The 20,619-nt window shown below is 53.5% G+C and carries 21 protein-coding genes, 1 riboswitch and 1 other annotated feature; of the genes, 14 read left to right on the top strand and 7 right to left on the bottom strand.

Annotated features, from left to right (window positions below; translation table 11 throughout):
• Positions 1-23 precede the first annotated feature (23 nt).
• Positions 24-725, top strand: a complete 702-nt coding sequence (locus LZ11_RS03390) for a zinc metallopeptidase (protein ID WP_148866505.1) — start codon at positions 24-26, stop codon at positions 723-725.
• Positions 726-834: 109 nt separating this feature from the next.
• The gene (dapA, locus tag LZ11_RS03385; protein WP_148866504.1) at positions 835-1,710 is read left to right on the top strand and encodes a 4-hydroxy-tetrahydrodipicolinate synthase; all 876 of its coding nucleotides are present in this window, start codon (positions 835-837) and stop codon (positions 1,708-1,710) included.
• 73 nt (positions 1,711-1,783) lie between these two features.
• Here dapA and hslO read toward each other — a convergent pair whose 3' ends face one another.
• Positions 1,784-2,662: an Hsp33 family molecular chaperone HslO gene (hslO, locus tag LZ11_RS03380; RefSeq protein WP_148866590.1), complete on the bottom strand. Its 879-nt coding sequence runs from the start codon at positions 2,660-2,662 to the stop codon at positions 1,784-1,786.
• A 177-nt stretch (positions 2,663-2,839) separates the two neighbouring features.
• Between hslO and LZ11_RS03375 the strand changes: the two genes are divergently transcribed.
• Complete coding sequence (locus LZ11_RS03375; RefSeq protein ID WP_148866503.1) at positions 2,840-3,700, top strand: polysaccharide deacetylase family protein; 861 nt, start codon at positions 2,840-2,842, stop codon at positions 3,698-3,700.
• A gap of 5 nt (positions 3,701-3,705) precedes the next feature.
• On the opposite strand, the gene thiE is transcribed toward LZ11_RS03375, so the two are convergent.
• The 3 genes from thiE to LZ11_RS03360 form a co-directional block, all read right to left on the bottom strand.
• Complete coding sequence (gene thiE / locus LZ11_RS03370; protein WP_148866502.1) at positions 3,706-4,335, bottom strand: thiamine phosphate synthase; 630 nt, start codon at positions 4,333-4,335, stop codon at positions 3,706-3,708.
• A gap of 19 nt (positions 4,336-4,354) precedes the next feature.
• Positions 4,355-5,158 carry a bifunctional hydroxymethylpyrimidine kinase/phosphomethylpyrimidine kinase gene (thiD, locus tag LZ11_RS03365; RefSeq protein WP_148866501.1) on the bottom strand — a complete coding sequence of 268 codons (804 nt, stop codon included), beginning with the start codon at positions 5,156-5,158 and terminating at the stop codon, positions 4,355-4,357.
• Between the two features lie 76 nt (positions 5,159-5,234).
• A riboswitch (TPP riboswitch) is annotated at positions 5,235-5,342 on the bottom strand.
• Positions 5,343-5,495: 153 nt separating this feature from the next.
• Positions 5,496-6,041 carry a GNAT family N-acetyltransferase gene (locus LZ11_RS03360; RefSeq protein WP_148866500.1) on the bottom strand — a complete coding sequence of 182 codons (546 nt, stop codon included), beginning with the start codon at positions 6,039-6,041 and terminating at the stop codon, positions 5,496-5,498.
• A gap of 297 nt (positions 6,042-6,338) precedes the next feature.
• Here LZ11_RS03360 and rsmI point away from each other — a divergent pair, with 297 nt between their 5' ends.
• Entirely contained in the window at positions 6,339-7,214 is an 876-nt protein-coding gene (rsmI, locus tag LZ11_RS03355; protein WP_148866499.1) for a 16S rRNA (cytidine(1402)-2'-O)-methyltransferase, read from the top strand.
• A gap of 465 nt (positions 7,215-7,679) precedes the next feature.
• On the top strand, positions 7,680-8,510 hold the full coding sequence (proC, locus tag LZ11_RS03350; protein ID WP_148866498.1) for a pyrroline-5-carboxylate reductase: 831 nt from the start codon (positions 7,680-7,682) through the stop codon (positions 8,508-8,510).
• 70 nt (positions 8,511-8,580) lie between these two features.
• Here proC and LZ11_RS03345 read toward each other — a convergent pair whose 3' ends face one another.
• Positions 8,581-8,832 (bottom strand): AbrB/MazE/SpoVT family DNA-binding domain-containing protein, encoded by a 252-nt coding sequence (locus tag LZ11_RS03345; protein WP_148866497.1) that lies wholly within the window; start codon positions 8,830-8,832, stop codon positions 8,581-8,583.
• Positions 8,833-8,964: 132 nt separating this feature from the next.
• Here LZ11_RS03345 and LZ11_RS03340 point away from each other — a divergent pair, with 132 nt between their 5' ends.
• The 7 genes from LZ11_RS03340 (at position 8,965) to LZ11_RS03310 (ending at position 17,055) form a co-directional block, all read left to right on the top strand.
• Entirely contained in the window at positions 8,965-9,921 is a 957-nt protein-coding gene (locus LZ11_RS03340) for a DNA double-strand break repair nuclease NurA (protein ID WP_148866496.1), read from the top strand.
• A gap of 100 nt (positions 9,922-10,021) precedes the next feature.
• Positions 10,022-11,854 carry an ATP-binding protein gene (locus LZ11_RS03335; RefSeq protein ID WP_148866495.1) on the top strand — a complete coding sequence of 611 codons (1,833 nt, stop codon included), beginning with the start codon at positions 10,022-10,024 and terminating at the stop codon, positions 11,852-11,854.
• 43 nt (positions 11,855-11,897) lie between these two features.
• Positions 11,898-12,104 (top strand) — a binding site (T-box leader).
• A 77-nt stretch (positions 12,105-12,181) separates the two neighbouring features.
• Positions 12,182-14,134, top strand: a complete 1,953-nt coding sequence (gene metG, locus LZ11_RS03330; protein ID WP_148866494.1) for a methionine--tRNA ligase — start codon at positions 12,182-12,184, stop codon at positions 14,132-14,134.
• A gap of 11 nt (positions 14,135-14,145) precedes the next feature.
• A complete protein-coding gene (locus LZ11_RS03325) occupies positions 14,146-14,910 on the top strand; it encodes a TatD family hydrolase (protein WP_148866493.1) in 765 nt (254 codons plus the stop codon).
• Between the two features lie 116 nt (positions 14,911-15,026).
• The gene (locus tag LZ11_RS03320) at positions 15,027-15,638 is read left to right on the top strand and encodes a TatD family nuclease-associated radical SAM protein (RefSeq protein WP_148866589.1); all 612 of its coding nucleotides are present in this window, start codon (positions 15,027-15,029) and stop codon (positions 15,636-15,638) included.
• Positions 15,635-16,477 carry a 16S rRNA (adenine(1518)-N(6)/adenine(1519)-N(6))-dimethyltransferase RsmA gene (gene rsmA / locus LZ11_RS03315; protein ID WP_148866492.1) on the top strand — a complete coding sequence of 281 codons (843 nt, stop codon included), beginning with the start codon at positions 15,635-15,637 and terminating at the stop codon, positions 16,475-16,477. Before LZ11_RS03320 ends, rsmA begins: the two co-directional genes overlap by 4 nt.
• Positions 16,478-16,584: 107 nt before the next feature.
• Positions 16,585-17,055 carry a ribonuclease H-like YkuK family protein gene (locus LZ11_RS03310; protein ID WP_148866491.1) on the top strand — a complete coding sequence of 157 codons (471 nt, stop codon included), beginning with the start codon at positions 16,585-16,587 and terminating at the stop codon, positions 17,053-17,055.
• Here the strand turns inward: LZ11_RS03310 and LZ11_RS03305 are convergent.
• On the bottom strand, positions 17,048-17,860 hold the full coding sequence (locus LZ11_RS03305; protein WP_246110697.1) for a glycosyltransferase: 813 nt from the start codon (positions 17,858-17,860) through the stop codon (positions 17,048-17,050). The genes LZ11_RS03310 and LZ11_RS03305 overlap by 8 nt on opposite strands.
• Before the next feature lie 107 nt (positions 17,861-17,967).
• Here LZ11_RS03305 and yabG point away from each other — a divergent pair, with 107 nt between their 5' ends.
• Positions 17,968-18,825: a sporulation peptidase YabG gene (gene yabG / locus LZ11_RS03300; RefSeq protein WP_148866489.1), complete on the top strand. Its 858-nt coding sequence runs from the start codon at positions 17,968-17,970 to the stop codon at positions 18,823-18,825.
• Between the two features lie 17 nt (positions 18,826-18,842).
• The gene (spoIID, locus tag LZ11_RS03295) at positions 18,843-20,282 is read left to right on the top strand and encodes a stage II sporulation protein D (protein WP_148866488.1); all 1,440 of its coding nucleotides are present in this window, start codon (positions 18,843-18,845) and stop codon (positions 20,280-20,282) included.
• 76 nt (positions 20,283-20,358) lie between these two features.
• On the opposite strand, the gene LZ11_RS03290 is transcribed toward spoIID, so the two are convergent.
• Positions 20,359-20,619 (bottom strand): IS30 family transposase (locus tag LZ11_RS03290; RefSeq protein WP_148866487.1); only part of this gene is annotated, 261 nt, incomplete at its 5' end.

The following is a 20,619-nucleotide window of genomic DNA, read 5'->3' as shown; positions in this document are numbered from 1 at the left end:
ATTTTCCGTCAGGAGGTGCGGATATGTTTCCCTTCTGGTTTTACGATCCGACGTGGATTATATTGTTACCGGCGCTGGTGCTGGCATTTTACGCCCAAGCCAAGGTAAGCACCACCTTTGAAAGGTACCTCCGGGTCCCGGCCAGGATAGGACTGACCGGTTCAGAAGTGGCCAGGGAGATCCTGAGGAGGAACGGTATATACGACGTATCGGTAGAGATGACCGGGGGCAGGCTGTCGGACTATTACGATCCGCGCCGCAAAGTATTGAGGCTCTCGCCGGAGGTTTATAACGGCAGGTCGCTGGCGGCCCTGGGTGTTGCGGCCCATGAATGCGGCCACGCCATCCAGCACGACGTCGGCTATGTGCCGCTGGCTTTCAGAAATACCATAGTGCCTCTGGCGGGCATCGGGTCTCAGATGGCCTTTCCTCTATTCTTCATAGGGCTGCTTTTAAGCTCCGAATTCCTAGCGACGCTGGGTATACTGTTCTTCAGCGCCGCGGTTATCTTTCAGCTGATAACATTACCCGTTGAATACAACGCCAGCAGCAGGGCAGTGGCAGCCCTGGAAGGTGCGGGATTTATCACTCCGGACGAGGTGGGGCCCGTTCGCAGCGTCCTGAGCGCCGCGGCACTCACCTACGTAGCTGCCACCCTTATGGCCATTCTGCAGCTTTTAAGGCTGATCGCCTTATTCGGGCTTTACAACAGGGACGACAGGTAGGGGTGATAAGCCCCGTTTTTTTATATTGGACCGTTCACGCCCGGCACCCGGGCGAAATATAATAGTACGGATACGGTTTTTTTAAAACTGACAGAAGGAGGAATTTTTTATGGACTTCGGCCGAGTCATAACCGCCATGGTGACCCCTTTTGACGGGGATTTAAACGTGGACTACGCCGCTTTCGAGAACCTGGTGGATTACCTCATAAATAACGGCAGCGACGCCCTGGTAGTTACCGGCACCACGGGAGAATCTCCAACCCTTTCCGATGAAGAAAAACTCACCCTCTACAAGCTGGCGAAGGAAGTGGCCCGGGGCAGGGCGAAGATAATCGCCGGCACGGGTTCGTACAATACCCGCCACAGCATCGAGCTTTCGCTGAAGGCCCAGGAAATAGGGGTCGACGGCCTGTTGCTGGTGAGTCCCTACTACAATAAACCAACCCAGGAGGGGCTCTATCAGCACTTCAAGATGATAGCCGAGGCTGTTGACATACCGGTCATGCTGTACAACGTCCCCGGCAGGACTGCGGTCACCATCGAGCCCGAGACTTTAATGAGACTGTCCAAAGTGAAAAATGTCGCGGCGGTGAAGGATGCGGGCGGCAACCTGGATAAGACCAGCAAGACCAGGATTCTGGCGCCGGACTTGGACGTATACAGCGGCGACGACAGCCTCACGCTGCCGATGCTCGCCCTCGGGGCCAAAGGCATAGTCAGCGTCGCCTCCCACATCGTAGGCCGGGAAATAAAAGAGATGATCGAATCCTTCGAAAAGGGCGATGTGAATAAGGCCCGTGAAATCCACCTGAAGCTTTTCGACCTCTTCCGGGTGCTTTTCATAGTCACGAACCCCATCCCGGTGAAGGAAGCCCTGAACATGATCGGTGTTAAAGTTGGGGGACTGCGGCCGCCGCTTACCCCGGCCGATGAAAAGACTAAACAGGCTTTGAAGGAAACCCTGCAGGCGCTGGGACTGGTGTAACTATTTTGCGGCGAAATTTAAAAGGCTGTCCTGAAAATTTAAGGACAGCCTCTATTTTTTTAAGAACCGGGTTTTAAGCGTTATCAAAGATCCGCCTCACATCTTCGCCGGTGAATTCGTACCTTTCTCGGCAGTACTGGCACACCAGCTCTATCCGCTGCTGGGCTTTGAGGATTTCCTCCACCTCTCCCCGACCCAGGTTTAAAAGCACACTCTCCAGCCTTTCCCGGGAACAGGAGCAGCGGTAACTTACAGGCTGCCTGGCCAGGAATTTCAGCTTGAAGCCGGGGAGTATCAGGTTTATCAGGTCCTCCGGAGAATTTTTTTCATCCAGGAGTTCGGTGACCGGCTTAATGCCTTTAATTTTTTCCTCGATGAAAACTGCGGTTTCTTCCGTGGAGCCCGGCAGAAGCTGTATGATAAATCCCCCCGCCGCCTTAACCCTTTGGTCCCTGTCTACAAGTACGCCCAGGCTGACCGCCGAAGGCACCTGCTCGGATCTGGCAAAATAATAGGTGATGTCTTCGGCGATTTCGCCGGAAACCAGGGGGACCTGTCCTACGTAAGGCTCCTTCAGCCCCAGGTCCTTTATTACCGTAAGCGTACCTTCCCGGCCAACTATACCGCTCACGTCCAGCTTGCCCTTTTCGTTAAGGGGCAGGTCGGCCGAGGGGTTACCCATGTATCCCTTCACGTTCCCCCTGAAATCCGAAAAGGCAAGAAGAGTTCCGGCCGGGCCGCCGCCGTCCACCCTTAGGGTTACTGTATCCCCTTCGTCCTTGAGCATGGAACCCATCATAGCCGCCGCTGTGAGCAGCCGGCCCAGGGCTGCCGTGGCTGTAGGAGAACAGCCGTGGGTAGTCCTGGCCTTCTCCACCATCTCTGTAGTGCGGGCGGCAAAAGCCAGAATTCCGGCATCCTCGTCGATAGCCCTGACCATGTAGTCTTTCATTTCCGTCAAAATGCGCTGCCTCCTTCTGTTCACATCGCATTGCATTTATAGTATTATATCATATTTTCGCCACGGCTTCAGTCACACACCATCAAACGGGCGGGCGGCTTCAGATTCCGGCATGTAAGATGTAATAAGACCGGGAATTTATGGTCACTCTATATTTGAGGTGGGAAAATGAGAAGGCTGCTGGTCGCCGGAATTTTGTTAACAGCCGGTATCCTGCTCTTATGGGCGCATATCAACGATTATGAACTCCGGTTTGTCCCCAACAGGCTGGGATTTCGACCGCCTACATATCCCTCCCGTTCTCCTGACGAGATAACGGAACACTTTGAACTGGCCGGAGGTTCGGAGCGGGATAACCGTGGTTTTCCCCAGCGCAAGATCGATGATCTGAGTTCCCGGTTTCCGAAATTGTTTTACCGGGAAGGTCCCAGAAATGTCAGGTTGGTAGCCCTGACTTTCGATGACGGTCCGGATTCGGTCTATACCCCGCAAATCCTGGATGTTTTAAAACAACATAACGTAAAGGCCACATTTTTCCTGATAGGCAAAAGGGCTGAACTTTTTCCCGGCGTGGTCAAAAGAATGGTGCGCGAGGGGCACGTAGTGGGCAACCATACCTGGAGTCACCCCAATATAATGAAAATGGACAATAAGGCCATGGTTCAGGAAATAATGAAGGCGGAAGAGGTGTTGAGCAAGCTTGCCGGCTATCGCCCCGCCCTCTTCCGCTCTCCCTATGGATCCATCGATGAGGCGAGGGTAAAAGAGATAGAGAAGTTAAACTATAAGATTGTCGCCTGGAACGTGGATTCCCTGGACTGGAAGAGCCTGACCGCCGAACAGGTTCGGGCCAACATCCTGGAAAACGTCAGAGAAGGCAGCATAATACTGCAACATTCCGCCGGTAGCAAAGAAGAGAACCTCGCCGGGTCCGTGGCCGCTCTGGAGGATGTCATCGTGACGCTGAAAAAGGAAGGCTACCGGTTCGTGACCGTCCCGGAACTTTTGAAACTTCCCTACAAAAAATGACTCCGTTAAGATTTCTTTGATGCGGATATCGTCCGCCTCAATGCAATGACGTTTTCGGTTATGTCGCCGCAAAATACCGCTGAAATGCAGCAGATGCCGTCGACTCCGGTTGCCGTAACCTCTTTGGCGTTGTCCCCGGTGATGCCTCCTATGGCAACTACAGGAATTTTAACCGCGTTTTTGATTTTTTTCAGGCCTTCCAGGCCGATTGCTTCGGAAGAGGGCTTGGTGGGGGAAGGAAATACGGCGCCGGCTCCCAGATAATCGGCTCCGTCTTGTTCGGCCCTGATGGCTTCTTCCACGGTGCTGGCCGAGACGCCCAGGATTTTGCCGGGTCCTATGATTTTTCTTGCCACATCCGCCGGGATGTCTTCCTGGCCCACGTGGACGCCGTCGGCATCCACCGCCAGGGCTATGTCCACCCGGTCGTTAATAATAAAGGGGATACCGTAAACTCTGGTCAGCTCCCTGAGCCGGAGGGCCAGCTCGTAAAACTCCCTCCCCGGCGCGTTCTTTTCCCTCAGCTGCAGCACCGTTATTCCGGCCTTTATGGCTTCTTCCACGGCTTCGACCAGGTCCCTGCCGTTAAGGTATGACCTGTCGGTTACGGCATAAAGGGTAAAGTCCGGTTTCAATGCTGTCACCTCCCTTCCCCTATACGTTCAATCCCGACCTGCGGTATAGCTCGTAAAAGTGGTGGACGGGCCCCACCCCCCCGCCTATATTCAGGGAATTTTTTATTGCCACAGTGATATACTCCTTTGCGAGCCTGACCGATGTAAAAAGGTCATAGCCCAGAGCCAGGTTCGCGGCTACCGCCGAGGAAAAGGTGCAACCGGTGCCGTGGGTGTTTCTCGTGCAGATCTTTTCAGACTTGAGCTCTCGAAATTCCCGGCCGTTGAAAAATACGTCCAGGGCGTCTCCTTCCAGGTGGCCCCCCTTAACGACCACCGCCCGGCAGCCGTAGGACATAATCCTTTCGGCGGCCCTCTTCATATCCTCGACGCCCTTTATGCTCATTCCGCTCAGGGCCTCCGCCTCGGGTATGTTGGGGGTGACTACAAGGCACCTGGGAAGCAGTTCCTTTTTCAGGGCCTCAACGGCGTTGGGCTTCAAGAGGGCGTGCCCGCTTTTCGAGATCATGACCGGGTCCAGCACCACTTTTTCCGGACCGAATTCATCAAGGCCTCTCGCAACGGACCTTATTATGCTCTCCGAGGATACCATGCCTATCTTCACCGCATCGGGCGGCAGGTCCTCGAACACGGCCTTTATCTGCAGGTAAACCATTTCCGGAGAGACGTCCTCAACTCCGATCACCGCTTTTGTGTTCTGGGCGGTGACGGAGGTTATGACGCTCATCCCGAATACTCCGTGGGCGCTGAAAGTCTTGAGGTCGGCCTGAATTCCGGCTCCCCCTCCGGAATCGGAGCCGGCGATCGTAAGGGCGAGTCTCATAATCTTATCCTCCTCAAAATAAATTAACCCACCCGAGTAGGTGGGCTAAGTTCGATTCGTGCCCCGGAATCGGGGCATTGCTACCGGACTGCTTCCCTACGCAGGCATTACCCTGGTCAGGTCCAAGGGGTCGAAACCCGAAGCCCCGGGTTTCCTCTCAGCCGAAGCTCCCCCAGCAGGAATTTATATGGTTTTGGGTAATATTATTAATAATTATATTATATATTCTACGGAAAATAACCTTTTCCTTTTAATTTTACATCAGAAAATTTTTAAAACGCCCAGAGCGGGGGTGCGGTCGAAGCCAATACCTCATAAGCTGAAATTTTCCAGTAAATTACCTCCTATTTTCGGCGCCGAACCACTCGCTGCGCAGAATTCCCATGACCAGCTGGTCGTGATACTCGCCGTCCCGGTATATCTCCTGCCGCAGCACTCCCTCCACTTTGAACCCGCATTTTTCGTAGCACCGGATGGCCCTCTTGTTGAAGTCGTAGACGAAGAGTTTGACTTTATTTATGTTCATCTGCTCGAAGATGAATCGCAAAAGGACCCGCATGGCGTCGGTGCCGTATCCCTTTCCCCAGTAGTCTTTATTGCCGATAAAAATTCCTACGACCGCAACGCTGTTCTTCCAGTCGATATTATTTATGCCGCAGCCGCCAATGTACTCTCCTTCCAGGGTTTCTATGGCAAACGAATAGGCATCGGTGTTGAAGGCGCTCTGCTTTGACAGAAATTTCTCTTCATCGGCTACTGTCATAGGGAACGGAATGCCGGGAGCAAGGAAACGCCGTACTTCCGGGTCGTTAATAAATTGGAGCGCCTTATCCAGGTCCTCCTTTCGATAAGCTCTCAACCTCACCTTTTCACCGGTGAACATTTTGGCCCCCTCCTTATACATAACCTTTGCAAAATATGCAAATTTCCAACATTATACCCGTTTGGTGCGCAATTGTAAAGAGATGTACACAGTTTCCACAGATTTATCCACAAACAAGAAGCAGGCTGTAGGGCTCCGCTTCTCTTTCAATACCCCCGGCTTGACAATTGGCAAAATCCTCGTGCGCTTTCTTCGCGGGAACCGACCCATTTTATTTGTCCGGGAAAAATATTATAATTATTTTATCGGATTACGAATACACTTCTACCTGCCGTATAAAGAGAGGGATGTTCGGCCATGGCTGAAAAAAAAGAGCCCGGGATTCTTTACCTTTGTCCGACGCCCATAGGAAACCTGGAAGACATAACCCTGAGGGTTTTGAGGGTTTTAAAGGAAGTCGATTACATCGCCGCCGAGGATACGAGGGTTACCAGAAAGCTTTTAAACCATTACGGCATAAAGACGCCGCTCACCAGCTACCGGGAACACAACAGGGCTGAAAAAGGCGAGGAGATCGTGAGGGACCTTCTGGAGGGCAAAAGCGTAGCTCTGGTTTCGGATGCGGGCACGCCCGGAATCTCCGACCCGGGGGAAGACCTGGTAAAAAAGGCGGTGGAAGCCGGGATCAGGGTCGTGCCGCTGCCGGGGCCGTCGGCGGTGATATGCGCCGTCGCCGCGTCAGGGTTGAGCACCGGCAAATTCGTTTTCGAGGGTTTTCTTCCTCAAAAATCCAGCGAGAGGCGAAAAAGGCTGGCGGAGCTCAAAGATGAGGAAAGAACCATCGTATTTTATGAAGCGCCCCACCGGCTTTTAAAGAGCCTTTCGGACATCCGGGAGATCCTGGGGAACAGGAGAATAACCGTTGCCAGGGAGATGACCAAGGTTCACGAGGAATTTTTCCGGGGTTCGGTGGAAGAGGCTGTAATGAGGTACCGGAGTGAGCCTCCCAGGGGCGAAATTGTGCTGGTGCTGGAGGGATTCAGGGGGGAGAAACCCGAAACGGGCGGTATTGATCTCGAGGATGAAGAATCAAGGCGACTGCTTTTAGACAGGATAAGGACTTACATGAACCAGGGAATGGATAAAAAAAAGGCCATGAAGACAGCTGCGAAAGAACTGGGGGTTTCGAGAAGGGAAGCGTATAAGCTGCTGGTAGAAAGCGAAAAAGAGTGATGTCAGGGCGCCGGCCCAAGGCCTGCGCTGATTTGCAGCGGCCCCAGCTTGATCATAGCATATTTATTTTCTAGCCCGTGCGTGACTTATTGTAAAAATTGAAAAGCCGCCGATGTTGACTTTGGCTGAGAATAAGGTATAATAATTATCGTATATTTATAAATCCGAAGAAGGCGTTGAAGGGAAAAAGTAGGTAAAATCCCGGCGGAAAGAGAGGGAAGTCCACAGGCTGAAAGGCTTCCTGCGCAGGATTTTCCGAACCCGTCCCGGAGCTGGAGGCGATGAGCCTAACCGGTAATCCTACCGTTAAAAGGGAAGGTATAACCCCGGATCATAAACCCGGGGCGTACCGGAACGAGCGGGCCGAGCGGCCAATAAAGGTGGTACCGCGGAATAAAACCTTTCGCCCTTTTTGTGGTGAAGGGTTTTTTGTTTTATGCGGGGAATATGGGGAGGTGATACCTTATGCAGAACAGGCTGGGATTTTTTGGAGCAGGTTCTATGGCAGAAGCCCTTTTGAAGGGGATATTAAGCGCTTCGGTGCTTGCGCCGGAGGATATCTTCGTTATAAACAGGAAAAACGATGACCGCCTGAAATTTTTTGAAAAAACCTACGGTGTAAATACTACTAGAGACTACGGTAGGCTGGTTGGAGAATGCGGCACGCTGGTTATCGCCGTAAAACCCGGGGATGTAAAAGGCATCATGCTGAAGATAAGAGATTTTCTGACACAGCAGCACACCATAATTTCGGTGGCCGCCGGCATCACCACATCCCGGATTGAGGAATTTGCCGGGAAGCGGATTAGGGTGATCAGAGCCATGCCAAACACGTCGTGTCAGGTGAAGGAGTCGGCCACTGCTATCGCCGCCGGGCGTCATGCGGGACGGGATGACCTGGAAAAGGCCTTCAGGATTTTTTCCTCGGTGGGCCAGGTCATAAAAGTGGACGAAAAATGGCTGGATGCGGTTACCGCCCTTTCCGGCAGCGGGCCCGCCTATGTATACCTGATGATGGAAGCCCTCACCGAAGCCGGCATGAAGGAGGGTCTCCCCCGGGAGATTTCGTATGAGCTTGCGGTTCAGACGGTCTTTGGGGCCGCCAAGATGGTAAAGGAGACGGGAGAACACCCCGTCTGCCTTAGGAAAAAGGTTACGTCGCCGGGAGGTACGACGATGGCGGGTATAGAAACCCTGGAGAGGATGGGCTTTACCAATTGCATAATACAGGCGGTGAACAGCGCCGCCCGCCGTTCCAGGGAGATGATGGAGGGCGGAAGTTGCGGAAATTCTTGACAATTCTCCAAATTTAATGTACTATAGTCTTGGCTAAAAATAAAAAAGAGAAGAGACAGGAGTCTCTTCTTTAATTTTTTTTCGCTTGTTCGATTTGGCCTGCGCACTTTTGGCAAATATTCTTTCCCTTAAAGACAATGATATTCTCCGCGCTTCCGCAGAATATGCATCCGGGCTGGTATTTCTTCAGAATAATCTTATCGGTATCCACATAGATTTCAAGGGCGTCCTTTTCGCTGATGTCCAGGGTGCGCCTGAGCTCTATGGGGATAACGACCCGGCCCAATTCATCAACTTTTCTGACAACCCCCGTTGATTTCATCTAGTTTTTTGCCCCCTTTTTACTTTTTTCGACATTTACCCCCTCTGAAAATCATACCAAAACTACCAATAAAAGTCAACATTGTATAAAAATTGATAACATTTTTTTAACATCCCACGGGAGTGATTAGGTTTGCAGGAGTTGAACGAAGGCTTGAAAAACGAATTCCGGCAGGCGGCCGGGGCCGTGAGAAAAAGGCTCGAACAGAGGCCGGACAGGGCCGGCATGAGGGCATATATAGTCGAGAGCGGCATGGGAAGGTTCATAAAAAGTCGGAAAATGTCTAAAATTGAGCTCGAGCGAGTAATGAAAAAGGGCGGCGTTGCCGGCGTGGACGGTTCTACCAACAGTACCGGTGGGATTTTCCCGTACGTAATAACTCTCCAGCAGGCTATGGCTAAAAGTACGGTGGCGGAAGAGGAAATATATTTTCAGCACGTGATCTGCCCGCTGCTCTTTGAGGAAGCGGTGGACGAGGCCGGCTACCAGGAGCTGGTGAAAACCAGCCTGGCGGGGCTGGAAGCCCGGGCGGCGCTGTCGGCTGTAGAAAAATTCAGCCCTGCGGTGCTGCTCATCGACGGTTCGCTGGTAAGGTTGAAAATAGAGGCAAAACACCTCTGGGAAAAGCTTAAAGAAGCGGCGCTGGATTCGGGTACCCTGCTGGCCGGTGTGGTGGAAGGTATCTCCACGCGGGTTATAAGCTCGGCGCTGAAGGGCGTCCTGCCCGAGGCCGTGACCGGCGCCTGCGACTGGGAGCTGCTCTTCGGCGTGCTGGACGTGGGCGAGGGGCTGGAAGTGGCGCCGGGCTGCTTTAAGGAGGGATTCCGCACCATATTTATGCGCACCTCGGGTGATCCCAAGCCTATCGGCATCGACCTGCTGGAGGAACAGTACGAGTACCTGGGGCTCGTGGAAAACCTGATATATACCCTCACCCCTGAATCCGGCAGGGGAATTCCCTTGTGGCTGGACCTTATAGACAAAAAGGTGAAGATATCCGATGCGACCATAGAAGGGCTTTTAAAGACTTACCTGGGGGCCGACTACGCCGAATTCCTGGCGCCCAAGCGCGCGAAACGCAGCCCGTAGGTATCGGGCTTCAAACGACAAGGCCTGCTTGCCTTTTGCGCCGGGGCGGCCCCGTCGTTCCCGGCCCGCTTTTGAAACTATAGTGAAAGGAGAAGCCGAAATGCAGGTGGTGGGTCTCACTACTCCTCAGGAGATTTTTGTGGCTGCGAAGGAGAGAAAGTTTCGGATAAACGAGATACTGGTGATAGACGACCCCTACCAGGGTCCGCTCATAGGCGAGGTGGTGGAGGCGAATTCTTACAACCGCTTCATACCCCTTTCCATAAACCACGATTTTATCGACGCCCGGGTGCTGGAGTCCCTGGAGCGCCTGGGATACTCCATCAGCGAGGACGAGATCAATATAGCCAGGGTAAAGCTGATGACCGAGGCCAGCTTCCCGGTGACTACCGGGGCGAAAGCACATCTCCCGGATTTTTCGGAGGTCAGGGATTTTCTGGTCAGGTCCGACAGGGAAGGTGGACTTGCCCTGGGGGAGATAAAAAACACCGAGGAAACGGCTGCTTCCATGGACGAAAGTCTGAAAGGCCTTTTTTACGTCTACTCCAGAGGGGAGAGGTACAGGACCAGGAACGTGCCCTTCCTGCTGGATCTGAAGTCCTTCCAGCAATACCCGCACATCGGCATTTTCGGCGGGTCCGGTTCGGGTAAATCCTACGGACTCCGGGTCATAATGGAAGAGCTCATGGTGAAGGAAATCCCCTCGATAATACTGGACCCCCATTACGAGATGGATTTTTCTGACATAGAGGAGGGACTGGAGGGTGCGCCCGATTTTACCGGGGCCTTCAGAAAATTTCAGATCGGCGAAGATATCGGCGTGGAATTCCTGGCCCTAGGGAAAAGGGACCTTCTGGATCTTCTGTCTGCCGTGAAGCCGCTGACCGAGGCCATGAGCAGCGCTGTGGAGATCCTGCACCGCAGAGGCGACACCTACGTGAGCTTTTCCTCACGCCTGGAACTGCTGGCCGAGGCGCTGGAACTAGGGCGGATCAGGATAGATAAGATGCTGCAGCAGGATATGGAGCCGGCGGAGAGGGAAAGATATAAAAAAATGAAGGAGCTCATAGAGGAATACCCCAACATACCGCTGGTGTCGGTGCAGGGCATAGCCTGGAGGCTAAGGCGGCTCCACGCTTCGGGCATATTCAATTACGACATAAAGCCGGTGAAAGAGGCCCTGCTGTCGGGCAAGCTGGCGGTTATTCAGGGTCCCATATGGCTGCTGCAGGTGTTCTCCACGTACCTCCTTTCCAACCTCTACAGGGCGAGGCGCGATTACAAGGACGGCGAGCTCAGGGGACAGAGCACGGCCGATTACTTCCCGCCCTTTGTAATAGCCACCGATGAGGCCCACAATTTCGCCCCCAAGGGAAGGGATGCCGCCAGCAAGGGCGTGATAACAGAGATTGCGCAGGAGGGCAGGAAATACGGAGTTTTTCTTGTGCTGGCCACCCAGAGGCCGACGCTGCTGGACGAGACGGTGACCGCCCAGCTAAACACGAAAATAATCTTCAGGACGGTGAGGGGCCACGACATCGCCACCATCACAGAAGAGACCGATATAGGCGCCGAAGAGGCGCGGCGGCTTCCCTACCTGCCGTCCGGCGACGCCTTTGTTTCCTCGCCGCTTTTCGGTAGGACTGTGGCGATAAGGGTGAGGTACCCGTATACCAGAAGCCCGCACACCCTGAACCCCTTTGACGAGATAAAGCGTTACAGGGTGAGTGCCGAAGAAAAGCTTTTCGGACTTCTGGAGCCGCATCTTCCCGTATACGAGACAAACCTGTTGAAAGTGATCCAGGCCCTAAATACCGGTGCGCCGGACGTAAAACTGGAGGTAAAGACCCTGAAGGAAAGCCTGGATAACCTGGTGAAGAGCGGCAGGCTTAAAAAGACTGACACCCCCTTCGGGGCCATGTACCACTCCTGAACTTGACAATATATTCCGGCCGTGCTATTATATAATGCAATACAAAAAGGCGATGACGGGAAGAGTAAGCAGGGATGAGGTCCAAGAGAGCCGGGGTAAGGTGAAAGCCGGTACCGAAAGCCCTGCCGAACATGGCCCCCGAGCTTGTGCCGCTGAAATGAAAGTAGGCGGTGACGGCAAGGTCCGTTAAAACCTCCGAGGCCTTAAAGGCGAATTAGGGTGGTACCGCGGGTATGCCCCCGCCCCTTCACGGGGCGGGGGTTTTTTAATGAGGGTAAAATGCGGTACCGGCACCGCCTGAATCAAATAAATTCGGGAGGGACGGTAATGAAAAACAAGATCTTCTACATTACAACGCCCATTTACTACGTCAACGCAGAGCCGCACATAGGCCACGCTTACACCACCATCGTGGCCGATTTCCTGGCCCGCTGGCACCGGCTCGCCGGGTACGACACCTTTTTCCTCACCGGTACCGACGAGCACGGCGAGAAGATAGCCCAAGCCGCCCAGAAGAACGGCGAGGAACCCCAGGCCTTTGTGGACCGCATGAGCGCCCGGTTCAGGGAGGCCTGGGAAAAGCTCTGCATCGAGTACGACGACTTCATCCGCACCACGGAGGAAAGGCACAAAAAGGTGGTGCAGTACGTGCTCCAAAAGGTTTACGACGCCGGAGACATCTATTACGGCGAGTACGAGGGCCTTTACTGCGTGGGGTGCGAGCGCTTCCTCACCGAGAAGGAACTGGTCGACGGGTGCTGCCCCGACCACGGCACGGTGCCGGAGAGGAGGCGGGAGGGCAACTACTTCTTCCGCATGGAGAAGTACCGGGAATGGCTAAGAAGCCACATCCAGGCCAACCCGGATTTCATCCGCCCCGAAGGATACCGGAACGAGGTGCTCTCGATGCTCTCGGAGCCCATAGGTGATCTTTCCATATCCCGCCCCCGCCGGCGGGTTCCCTGGGGGATTCCGCTGCCCTGGGACGAGAACCACGTCACCTACGTGTGGTTCGATGCGCTTTTGAACTACGTCTCCGCCCTGGGTTACCCTGAGGGTGAAAAATACCACCGGTTCTGGACCCACGCCTGGCACCTTATAGGCAAGGATATATTAAAACCCCACGCTGTATTCTGGCCCACAATGCTCAAATCCGCCGGGATCCCGCTATACCGCTGCCTGAACGTGGGCGGCTTCCTGCTCGGGCCCGACGGGCGGAAGATGTCCAAGAGCCTGGGCAACGTGGTGGACCCCTTCGCCCTGGCGGAGAAATACGGGCCGGATGTGGTCCGCTACTACCTCCTGCGCGAACTGCCCTACGGCCAGGACGGTGCGGTGGGAGAACCGGGCCTCGTAGAGAGGTACAACGCTGACCTGGCCAACGACCTGGGCAATCTGCTTTCCCGTACAGTCACCATGATCGAGAAGTTCTGCGGCGGGCATATACCAGCTCCCGGGCTTCCGGAAGGTCCTGACCATGAACTCATAGCCTTAGCCGGGGAGCTGCCGGACAGGCTGGAGAGCCTCATAAGCCGGCTTGAAATCACCGAAGCTCTAAAAGCGATCTGGAAGTTCATCGGGAGGGCCAACAAGTACATCGACGAGACGGCGCCCTGGACCCTGGCAAAAGACCCGGGCAAAAGGGAGCGCCTGGCGACGGTCCTCTATAACCTGGCCGAAGCTCTTCGCATTATATCGGTCCACATTTCCCCGATAATGCCCAATACGCCCTCGGAAATCAGGCAGCAGCTGGGCATCGCGGACGAAAGCCTTTTCACCTGGGAAAGCGTCCGCAAATGGGGATGTCTGCCGGCAGGCTTGAAGATAGGCGGTAAACGGATAATTTTCCCGAGAATAGAAAATGCGGTCGAAGTAAAAACCGAATCCGGATCCGGGAAGGAGGAAAAAGCTGTGGAGCAGAAAGCCGCAGTCGTAAAATGCGATGACAGCCGGGACGGCCTGATATCAATAGACGAGTTTGCCCGAATAGACCTTCGGGTGGCGCTGGTGCTGGAGGCTGCCAGGATCGAAGGTGCCGACAAGCTCCTCAAACTCAAGGTGAAGATAGGGGAAGAGGAGCGCCAGATAGTCGCCGGCATAGCAAAGCACTACAGCCCCGAGGAACTGGTGGGAAAAAAGATCGTCGTAGTGGCCAACCTGAAACCGGCGAAACTCAAAGGGGTGGAATCCCAGGGTATGCTCCTTGCTGCATCGACGAAGGATAAGCTCACTCTCGTCACGGTGGAAAACGACATAGAACCGGGGGCTAAGGTAAAGTAAGGGGTGATATAATGCTGGTCGACGTTCACGCCCACCTGGACGATGAGGCTTTTGACGGTGACAGGGACCAACTGCTGGAAGAAATAAAGAGCCGGGGCATTACGGTCATAAATTCCGGCTCGGACCTGGAGAGCAGCCGCTTATCCCTGCGGCTCGCCCGGGAATACGAATTCGTATACGCCTGTGTGGGCATTCACCCTCACGAAGCTTCCGGGGTTCCCGCCGGTTACCTGGAGGCCCTGCGGGAGATGGCCCGGGACCCGAAGGTGGTAGCCGTCGGGGAAATCGGCCTGGATTACCATTACAATTTTTCGCCCAGGGATGTGCAGAAAAAGGTTTTCGAGGAACAGCTTTCCCTGGCCCGGGAACTGGGCCTCCCGGTGGTTGTACACAGCCGGGAGGCCCATGGCGACACCCTGGAAATTTTGAAAAAATCGGCTGTGCGAAAGGGTCTCATGCACTGTTATTCCGGTAGCCCGGAAACGGCGGCGGAGCTCCTGGCGCTCGGGTTTTATTTCTCTTTCGGCGGTATCCTGACCTTCAAAAACGCCGCGAGGACGAGAGAGGTGGCGGCCGGCCTTCCCCGCGACAGGATTCTGCTGGAGACCGACTGCCCCTACCTCTCGCCGGAACCCTTCCGGGGCAGGAGGAACGATCCCACCCGGTTGCCGTATATAGCCGCAGCCCTGGCCGAAATTTGGGGGGTCCCGGTGGAAGAAGTGGTAGAAATCACGCACCGTAATGCGGTAAGCCTTTTCAATATTGATTTTAAATAATTTCTAACGGTATAATCTCCTTTGCAGGGGAGAAACTACCCCGGCGTATTTTCAATTTCACGCGTTTGTGTTAAAATAACAGCGTTGCATCAAAATCATACTTAATGGACGGTGTAATGGATATGATAGCTTATCCGATAGGAGATTCCCTGTACCTTAACATCACCAACCGGTGCCCCAACAGGTGCTCCTTCTGCATAAGGCAGTTTGGCGACGCGATCGAAGGGTACAACCTGTGGCTGGAGAAGGAACCTACAACGAAGGAGATTATCGAAGCTATAGGGGACCCGAGCGGGTACAGGGAAGTGGTATTCTGCGGTTACGGAGAACCGCTCATGCGGCTGCAGGTGGTCATCGACGTGGCCCGTTACCTCAAAAGAAATTATCCAAACGTGCCGGTAAGGATAAATACTAACGGCCTGGGCAACCTAATATACGGCGAGGATATTACCCCGCAGTTCAAGGGGCTAGTCGATGTGGTTTCCATAAGTCTCAATGCGGAAAACGCCGAAAAGTACCAGGAACTGTGCAATTCGGATTACGGAGAGGATGCCTATTACTCCGTGCTGGAATTTGCCAGGAAATGCAAGAACTACGTCCCCAGGGTGATACTGACGGTGGTGGACGTGCCGGGGATCGATGTGGAAAAATGCCGGAGGATAGCCGAAGAACTCGGTGTGGATTTCAGGGTGAGGCATTACGAGGATGAGGACGGGGAAAAGAATTGAACACCAGGGCTATAATGAGGGAGTTCGGCATAAGGCCCAGCAAACGCCTGGGCCAGCACTTCCTTGTGGACGAGGCTCCTTTAAATAAGATGCTGGAAGCCGCCCGGCTGCAGGAGAGCGACGAAGTCCTGGAGATAGGGCCGGGCCTCGGGGTGCTTACCCTTGAACTTTGCCGGCGGGCGAAAAAAGTGGTAGCCGTGGAAAAAGATCCGAATCTTATCCCGGTGCTCGAAAAATTGACAAAAAGTTATAAAAATATTTGTTTATTGCGGGAAGATGTGCTAAAATTAGATATGGATCAGCTGAGGCGGGAGTACTTCGAGGGTGAGTTCAAGGTCGTGGCCAATCTCCCCTATTATATAACCAGTCCGGTCATAATGAAAATAATAAATAACCGCCATTTGATCAAAATGGCGGTTATTATGGTACAGAAGGAAGTGGCTCAGCGGTTGGCAGCGGCGCCGGGCAGTAAGGACTACGGCATACTCTCCATAGCTGCGCAGCTTTACGCCGGCGTGGACCTGATATGCCATGTGGGAAGGTCGGCCTTCCTGCCGCCCCCGAAGGTGGATTCGGCGGTGGTAAGGCTGGTGCTGAAGGACGGCCCCGTGGTACCCCTTAAAGACGAAAGGCTGTTTTTCAGGGTTGTGGAGGCTGCCTTCGGCGAAAGGCGAAAGACCGTCCGGAACTCTCTCATTAGCCGGCTGGGGCTCTCCCCCGGTGATGTGGAAGAAGCCCTCGGGAGGGCGGGAATCGACGGCACCCGCCGGGCTGAAACGCTGACCATCCAGGAGTTTGCAGCTTTAGCGCGGGAAATATCAAAAAACCTGGAAGACTGATCTGACTGTGTACAGCGAGGGGCTTCAGGCAGCATATAATATATAAGGTGGGGGGCTTTTGTACATATACTTTTGTACATATATATAGAGTTAAGGACGGGATTGAGATGTACTTTATCAGCCCTACAAAAGGAAGGATTCCCATTACTGAAGTAGTAAAGGACATCATTGCCTTTATGGAAGAGGAGCCTAATGCCCCTTACAAGCTCATTATCGGCACTGATTCTCAGGCCCGGGACAACGTATGCTTCGTGACGGCTATTATAGTACACCGGGTGGGGAAGGGCGCCCGGTATTATTACCGGCGGAAGTTTATGTCCCAGGTGAAGAGCCTGCGGCATAAGGTATATACCGAGACGTCCCTCTCCCTGGAAGCGGTGAATTTGCTGAAGGAGGAACTGTCAAAGACCAGCTACCGCAACATGGACGTGGAAATCCACGTGGATATAGGTCAGAAAGGAGATACGAAGGAACTGATCCGCGAGGTGGTGGGGTGGGTCATGAGCAGCGGTTACAAGGTGAAAATAAAGCCTCAGGCCTTCGGCGCCACCAAGGTTGCGGATAAATACACTAAGTAGAAGGGCTGCGATCAGGATTTCTGCCGTAAAGGGCTATGAATCTTTCCAGCAGGTCGAAGCGCCGCCGGGGATTATAGCCCTGATATTCTTTCTGAAGGAAAATACGCTTCCGGGGCTTGCCTTCGAAAAAAGCCAGAGCCTCGATAATGTCGCCGATGATGGTCTCGGCGATTTTTTTTGCGTGTGAAAACCCCCGCATTTTTGAACCCAGTTCTCTGCTGTGCATCGCGACGGGGGCTTCCACGCACAAATGATGTTTTACCGCAAAGGCCAGGATAACGGGGGGAACGGCAAAATCCCGTATGTCTGCGCTTATCATGAGCCTTCTGGAAACCGCACAGGGTCCGTGGGAGGGGATTGCGACCCCCACCCTCTGGTATATCCCCAGGTGTTCATTAAAGAGCTTACGGAATAAATAGAGCTCTCTGGCCAGCTTATTGTCCGAGATCATATCTGACTGGCACTCTGTCATGGCCAGGTCTACTTTTTCGCTGACAACGGCGTCGACGAGCCTGTTCACCGCCGGCAGCAGGTTGCCGGTCATGTCGCCGTCGACGAAAATTACGCATTCAGCTCCCTGTTTCAGGGCGTAAAAAACTCCTACGGCCCTGGGGATGTCGTACCCCAGCGGTTCCCTGAATCTCAGGACATCTACCTTCGAGAGTTTTTGGGTCCGGATCTCTTTCAGCGTTCCATCCCTGCTGCCGTTCAGTACCACGACTATCCGGTCCACAGCGGTTTCGCTGAGGAGATTCAGTACCTTGCCTATCCTGCCCTGCTCGTTCTTTGCGGGAACTACAGCCATGTTCAATTTTTTCACCCCTTTATGTTGTTAACACACCCATTTCTGCTAACATATTATGTATTAAACACTTAAAGATTTCATGCGGCTTGAGTGAGGAGAGGTGCCAAATGGCCAGGGTAAAAGTCGGAGATGTGGTGGCCCGGATATCTTACGGCAAGGATATATATTTCAAGGTGATGGAGATAAGGGATAACGAAGGTATCGCATTGCTGAGAGGCATAAACGTGAGAGTAATTGCCGATGCCCCGCTGGATGACCTGGTACTTCCTTCTGCTTCGGAAATACGCGAGTACAAAAAGGAATATATAAGAAAATACAACGAGTGTATGGAGAGGATTTTTTACCGCAGGGAAGTGGAGATAAACAGGATGAAGCGGGGAAATTCCGAGGAAAACGGCTTTTTTTATATTCCCGGAAGGGTCCTCCATGTAGACGGCGATGAAGAGTACCTGGAGCTATGTCTGACCACTTACAGGCAGCTGGGGATCGAGGCCCACGGTGTGAAGCTGGCCGAGAAGGATCAGCCCAGGAAGATAAGGCAGCTCGTCATGGAGTACAATCCCGATATCCTGGTGATAACCGGACACGACGGCCTTTTAAAAAACCGTAGGGACTTCAACAACGTGGACGCCTACAGAAATTCCAAGTTTTTCATAGAAGCGGTCAGGGAAGTCAGAAAATACGAGCCCTCCCTGGATGACCTGGTTATATTCGCCGGCGCCTGCCAGTCCCACTATGAGGCTCTAATAAAAGCCGGCGCAAATTTCGCCAGTTCACCCCACCGGGTTTTCATTCACGCTCTGGACCCGGTATTTGTAATAGAAAAAGTGGCCTTTACACCGTTCGATAAAGTAGTTTCTGCCAGAGATGTGATAGAGGCCACTATAACCGGTATAAAGGGTATAGGCGGTATTGGAACCCGGGGCAAGCTGCGGGAGGGGCTGCCGCGCTCTCCCTACGATTAATCCGGGATGGTGATGATATGACAGATGGATGCGATGGACTTAAAGTTAGGATATTTGACGTGGAGAAAAAAAGGGATCTGGTGCTCGAAATGGAAGAATACGTGGCGGGCGCCGTATCCTACGCCATGCCGGCGGAGTTTCCTCCGGAAGCTCTCAAGGCCCAGGCTGTATGCGCCAGGACCATAGCCGTGCGGAGGATGAGGGCTTTTGACGGTACCGGATGCCGCAGATATCCGGATTACGACCTGTGCAGCGACCCCCTGCACTGCCAGGGATTTCTCGACGAAGATGACCGCAGGAAGCTCTGGGGGGCCAGATTCGAGGAGTACATGCAAAAGATTAAAAAGGCGGTGGAGGATACTTCCGGGATAATACTCACCTATAACGACAACCCCATAGAGGCGGTATACCACCGCGCGTGCGGCGGGTACACCGAGGATTCCGAAAACGTATGGGGCAACAGGGTAAGCTACCTCAGGCGGGTGGAATGCAATTACTGCAAGGACTCCCCCTACTGGCGGGTTACCAGGACCTTCTCCATAAGACAGCTTAAAAAGCGGCTGGGTATCAATTTAGACGAAAATTACTTCGATAAAAGGGAAGTGCCCGGCCTGGTGGATAAAGTCCAGAGTACCCCTTCCGGCAGGGTCAAAAGGGTGAGGATAGGCGATATGGTGTTCGACGGCGCCGACGTGAAAAAACTGCTGGATCTGCCTTCCACCCGTTGCAGCTGGAAAGTCTCCAGTATTACCTTTGAGGTGATGGGAGCCGGCCACGGATTGGGGATGTGCCAGTACGGCGCCAGGGGAATGGCCTTACTGGGATTCCCCCTTGACGAGATACTGAAGTTCTACTTCACGGGCGTGGAGCTGTCAGAGGTAGAAAAACCTACCGTAGCAAAACCCCTTGCCGGCAAGGTGGTGGCCGTCGACCCCGGCCGGGGAGGAGAAGCCAACCACTGCGGACCTATGGGGCTCTCAGAGGGCTACGTGAACCTGGAAATAGCTCGAGCCCTAGAGGCAATGCTTGTTCAGGAAGGGGCGAGGGTGGTCATGACCAGGGACAAAAACGAATACAAAAGTCTCCCCGAAAGGGTGAAGATAATCAACGAGAGCAGGGCCGACATCACCGTGAGCATCCACCAGAACTTTTACAGCGACGAAAGCATGGGAGGGACGGAGATATTTTATTTTCCCGGGGACGAAAACGGCAGGAGGCTTTCGCTCTGCGTCCATAGGGAGCTGATATCCGCTCTGAACCTGGCGGACCACGGCGTGAAGGAAGCCGACCTTTATATCCTGAGGGAGACCAACAGCCCCTGCACCGTGGTAAACGTAGCTTGCTTGAGCAACCCCGAGGAAGAGAGGCTACTTTCGGAGCGCGAATTCAGGGAAAAGGCGGCTACAGCCATATTATCCGGGGTTAAAGCTTATTATCAGGGTCTTTTGAAGGAATAGGCCTTTTTTTTCGGCTTAAATTGCAATATTAAATGCGACACATTTTTTGGAAACCCGAATGAGTTGGGTTTTTCAATCATGAAGGCTGAAGTTCGTAAGTTAGTCGCTCTATTTCCCGGAAAAAGAGTTCTGCTGGTTGCCGGTAGCCCAGGATTTTTCTGGGCAGAGTATTACACCAATTCTGCACCCGTTCGATTTGTGAAAAAGATAATTCCTTGATAGCTGTTCCCTTAGGAATCAACCGCCTGATTAGGCCATTGTGCCGCTCATTGGTGGCCCGTTCCCAAGCAGAGTAGGGATGAGCATAATAAATATCAATTCTGTGGACATTCAAATT

It is taken from the genome of Thermosediminibacter litoriperuensis (genome assembly GCF_008124715.1).
GTDB lineage: Bacteria > Bacillota > Thermosediminibacteria > Thermosediminibacterales > Thermosediminibacteraceae > Thermosediminibacter > Thermosediminibacter litoriperuensis.
The sequence above is the reverse complement of the archived record's forward strand: the minus strand, read 5'-3'. Positions and strand labels throughout refer to the sequence as shown.